Annotated in this window: 7 protein-coding genes; 5 read left to right on the top strand and 2 right to left on the bottom strand. The window is 42.5% G+C overall.

Going from position 1 to position 4,347, the window contains the following annotated elements; translation table 11 throughout:
- Positions 1 to 137 precede the first annotated feature (137 nt).
- Both BN338_RS00200 and BN338_RS00205 read right to left on the bottom strand, forming a co-directional pair.
- Positions 138 to 455 (bottom strand): type II toxin-antitoxin system HicB family antitoxin, encoded by a 318-nt coding sequence (locus tag BN338_RS00200; protein ID WP_004856761.1) that lies wholly within the window; start codon positions 453 to 455, stop codon positions 138 to 140.
- Positions 445 to 717, bottom strand: coding sequence for a toxin HicA (locus BN338_RS00205; RefSeq protein WP_039757934.1), 273 nt, complete (start codon positions 715 to 717; stop codon positions 445 to 447). The genes BN338_RS00200 and BN338_RS00205 overlap by 11 nt, the downstream gene beginning before the upstream one ends.
- A 49-nt stretch (positions 718 to 766) precedes the next feature.
- Here BN338_RS00205 and BN338_RS00210 point away from each other — a divergent pair, with 49 nt between their 5' ends.
- From BN338_RS00210 to BN338_RS00230, 5 genes are read left to right on the top strand one after another with little or no spacing between them, the layout of a single operon-like run.
- Entirely contained in the window at positions 767 to 1,306 is a 540-nt protein-coding gene (locus tag BN338_RS00210; RefSeq protein WP_039757935.1) for a hypothetical protein, read from the top strand.
- Positions 1,287 to 1,976, top strand: a complete 690-nt coding sequence (locus BN338_RS00215; RefSeq protein ID WP_039757936.1) for a phage baseplate assembly protein V — start codon at positions 1,287 to 1,289, stop codon at positions 1,974 to 1,976. Before BN338_RS00210 ends, BN338_RS00215 begins: the two co-directional genes overlap by 20 nt.
- Complete coding sequence (locus tag BN338_RS00220) at positions 1,973 to 2,314, top strand: GPW/gp25 family protein (protein WP_026088286.1); 342 nt, start codon at positions 1,973 to 1,975, stop codon at positions 2,312 to 2,314. Before BN338_RS00215 ends, BN338_RS00220 begins: the two co-directional genes overlap by 4 nt.
- Positions 2,311 to 3,138, top strand: coding sequence for a baseplate J/gp47 family protein (locus tag BN338_RS00225; RefSeq protein ID WP_039757937.1), 828 nt, complete (start codon positions 2,311 to 2,313; stop codon positions 3,136 to 3,138). The genes BN338_RS00220 and BN338_RS00225 overlap by 4 nt, the downstream gene beginning before the upstream one ends.
- Positions 3,138 to 4,244: a phage tail protein gene (locus BN338_RS00230; protein ID WP_039757938.1), complete on the top strand. Its 1,107-nt coding sequence runs from the start codon at positions 3,138 to 3,140 to the stop codon at positions 4,242 to 4,244. The genes BN338_RS00225 and BN338_RS00230 overlap by 1 nt, the downstream gene beginning before the upstream one ends.
- Positions 4,245 to 4,347 lie beyond the last annotated feature (103 nt).

The following is a 4,347-nucleotide window of genomic DNA, read 5'->3' on the forward strand; positions in this document are numbered from 1 at the left end:
CATAATTCGTAAGATTAGCAGTATCAACAAAGTTTTCTGCTTCTTCATCCGTTTTGAAAAACGGGTATTTGTTTTAATTGAGAGGTTTCCATAAAAATTAATCTTTTTTTGGTGCGTATAAGCCGCCTTTAAAAGCTTTAAAGTTTAGAAGAAATATATCTATTTAAACTTACACCATTTTCGGCGGCTTGAATTGCAAGTTTTCTATGAAGTTCTGGTGGAATCCTTAATTGAAACTTACCACTATATTTACCATGTGACAAAGGCACGGGAACCTCTTCTCCGTTGTGTTGCATATCCTCAACAACCTCTGAAACGAGATCCATAATGCCTTTTAAAGCTTTCTCTGCTTGAGCGTCTAACCATGAAAGGGATGGGAATTCTGCACATAATCCAACATATTCCTCATCTTCTTGCGACCACAAAACACGATATGTATAATGATTATTGTTCATGTTTCATCCTTTCTAACGCTTGTAAGACTTGTTTAACCTGATAGGCTTTTGCCTTATTGCCAGAATCTTTTTGAATATTCACACGAGGATCACCAAGCCACGGTGTTTTAAAAACAAAGCGGCTTGTACCATTTTTCCGTAGTTCTCCAAAGAAATAGACACATACAGCCAACAAATCTGAAAACTTAATATTCTTTGGTGATGCTTTCATAAAGCTGATTATTTTTTCAACTTTATTACTCATAACTAATAATAGTATCATTATTAATCCTAGTCAATCACCTTATACACTTAATTGAACAGGAGCTCCCATGCATCCCAGAGAGACGATAAGAGAAACATTTGTTGCATTGATAAAGGCAGCAAAAACAGCGGCTGGTGACAATGTTTTCAATATGCGCGATTTCAATTTATTTATTGAAACAATGCCGGCCATTAATATCTCAACGCAAAGTGAAACCATTGAAGATGGGCATGATTATGGATTAAGGCGGCGTGTTTTAACTGTTGATGTTGAATGCTATACAACAGAAGAAGATGGGGCACGCTGTGTTGATCAATTGGCATGGCAGGTTGAAAAGATTTTTCATGGTAACCCCAATCTTAACAATACAGTTGAGACATGCCGCTTACAAAATATTGCTTTTGCCTTTGGTGATAATGGCGCCCTAGCGCTCCACGGTGCAATTTTAACCTTTGAAGTCACCTATGTGACGGACCTTCCTCAGCTGGATGAAGAAGGAAATGCAAGAATAGTTGATCCTTTTATAGGTTTTGCACCAGAGACCGGCATAAAAAACGAAGAGAAATATATAAAAATAGAGGATAGGCATGCTCGAGCGGCGCGATAAAGAAATTACTGATTTAAAAAGACGCGTAGCCAATATGGTTGTGGTGGGGAAAATTAGCCATGTCGACCATAAAAATGCACGCTATCGGGTAAAAACCGGCAATCTTATCAGTGACTGGATTCCAGATACCCAAGCCCGCGCCGGTAAAACACGCTCTTATGAGGGGCGCGATGTTGGAGAGCAAGTCATTGTTGTCTCATCATCAGGCGATTTATCACAAGGAGTGATTGTTGGCTCTATTCATACCGATGCGAACCAAGTAGCTGATAAAGGCAATATTCATAAAACACTTTATCCCGATGGCACCAGCCTTGAATATGATGATGAACAAAACACCTATGCCCTTAATATAAAATCGGGTGGAAAGTTTATCCTAACTATCTCTGATGGCGTGTCACTCAAAGGGGATGCTGGTAAGCTAGAGCTTAGTGCACCGGAGGGCATCAAAATCACCTCAGAACGTGATCTGAATTTAAAAGCAAAGGGCAACATTTCTGTAAAAGCAGAGGGGAACATTTCACTCCATTCGCAAGAAAATGTTTCTCTTCATTCAAGCAATGAGGTTTCCATCAATTCAAGGGAATTAAAGCATAACGACACCAATATAGGAGCAACCCATGTTCATGGAGACGTTTACCCTGGTGGCTCGATGACAGGAGGTCCCAATTGAGTATGGGAATGGACCGCATAACAGGAAAGCCATTGGTTGGCATAGAGCATTTGCGGCAGTCGATTATTGATATCTTATCAACACGCATTGGCACACGGGTGATGCGACGTGATTATGGTTCACGCATTGCAGAACTCATTGATGCGCCAGTGAATAATGCTTTTGCCGTTGCCCTTTATGCCGCCATTGCCGAGGCTTTGGACAAGTGGGAACCGCGTTTTAAGCTGAAAAAGATTGATTTTAAAATGCTTGGAACCGGACAAGTTTCTCTGTCCTTTGAGGGCATGTATTTGCCATCAGGAAAGCCCATCACCATGGAAGGATTATTGATACAATGAGTAGAGCGCTTGCAAAACCGGAAATTATTACAGAACTTTCTTTTGAAGAAATCCGCGCTGCTGTTCTTACCCATTTAAAAGAGCTTTTACCCGAATATATATTTTTGGAAAGTGATCCAGCCGTAAAAGTCATAGAGGCTTTTAGCTATCGAGAACTGCTTTTAAGACAGCGTATTAACGAGGCAGCACGCAATAATATTCTTGATTTTGCCACCGGTGAATCCCTTGATGCTTTAGGAAACTGGCATGGTATTGCCCGCATAGAGGGAGAGAGTGATGAGAGGTATCGTGAACGCATACAGCTTCATGCCCGTGGGGGAAACGGAAGTGGAACAGAACCCTATTACAAGCTTATCGCCTTGACAGCCGATAGTCGAGTGAAAGATGCGATTATCTATCGTAAAGGCAAAGACCCAACTATCTATGTTGCTGTTTTTGGCAATAATGAACAAGGGACAGCCTCTGAAGATCTCTTACAAACAGTTTCACAAGCTCTTCACAGAAAAAATATCATCATGACCAATGATACCATCATTGTGCATGCTGCTGTCAAAAAAGTGCTAGACTTAGAAGCCGATGTTTGGCTGTTGCCGGAAACATCTTTGAAAATTCTCACAACAATGGAAGAAAATTTACGCACGGCTTGGAAACAAGAACAAGCCATTGGTCGTGAATTAAGCCTCTCGTGGTGGGTTTCAAAACTGATGATAGCTGGTGTCCAGAAAGTGATTGCCATTACACCAACAAAGGACAGTGCAGTTTGTGATGAAGAAATCTTATCGATTGGCAAAATCACCTTAAACTTTAAAGGGCGGGCGCGCTAATGGTTGGCTCGCTCCTCCCCTCACATGCAACAGAATTTGAGAAACGCCTTGCCGATGCTTGCGACTTTCATCAAGATGTTGATGGGTCTGTTTTGGGGATTTCCCGTGCAAAACTGATCACACGCCCTCCCCGCTTTTTGCCATGGTTGATTGAAGAATATGGACTTGGTGAACTCACGCCTTATGTTCCAAACCTCTATGATTTGATTGACCAAGGGCTTGCATGGCAGCGCCTGCGCGGCTCTGTTGCCGCCATTGAGTTGGGACTTCAATGGTTAGAACTTTCAGCGCATTTTAAGCCCGCATGGTCTGGGCGTGCGTGGTGGAATTCCTTTCAACTTGAATTTAACCAGTTGCCTGAACAAAGCAACCTTGAAGCCATTGAAGCGATTGTGGGACTTTCCAAAAGCTTTCGCTCTGATTTTCGTCGTGGTGTCTATGGTTATGATGTGGAAGCCTTGGAAGGCAATATGTCACGACTTGATGACAGCCTGCTGGACTTCGAGAGCGGCATGCACTTAACAGCTGGGGACACTCTGTTTTCCTTTGGACGCACAACAGAGATCAACCACATGCTGGAAGAACAAGAAGGAAAACGGATTGGCAACTGGATTGATGACTTTGACGAGGAATTAAGCTGGAACCAAATTGATTATCCATGGAATTTGGCAAATTTTCCTTGGTGTTCGGTCAAAAAACATGAGCGCGATATCCTTATGGCAGAGTGGTTCCAAAATCGTCCCCTTTATTTGGCTTTAAGAGACGCAAACAATGCTCTGATTGGGTTTCGAAGATGCAATATTGTCCAGCCTGTTGAACAGGCTTTGGAGGGTGTCTACAGCCATTGCGGCAACAGATTTAATCCTTCCCCAACAGGCACTCTGTTGTTTCTTGCTGCCCGTACAGATTTTGAGGATGTTGCTGACAAACAAGCCGCTTTTGTTTCGGTTTTGGTTCATGGCTCCCTAGAAAAGCAGACACCTCCAGGCAAGCTTTGGTTAGGATCTGATGAACTGCGTGGTGGTGTAGAGATCATCAAAACACCCGTCAACATTCCTTTGCGGGCTGATGTTCGCGAACAATTCAAGATTTTATTGAGGTTTTAACATGAAGCATGAAAGTGGTTTGCCCTTTGCAATTGACAGATCAATCGGCAAAAATGAACAACAAAGCGTGGTGTTTTATGGACAGCGCCCTTTTCTTCAAAGC

The sequence above is a fragment of the Bartonella queenslandensis AUST/NH15 genome (assembly GCF_000312585.1).
Classification (GTDB): domain Bacteria; phylum Pseudomonadota; class Alphaproteobacteria; order Rhizobiales; family Rhizobiaceae; genus Bartonella; species Bartonella queenslandensis_A.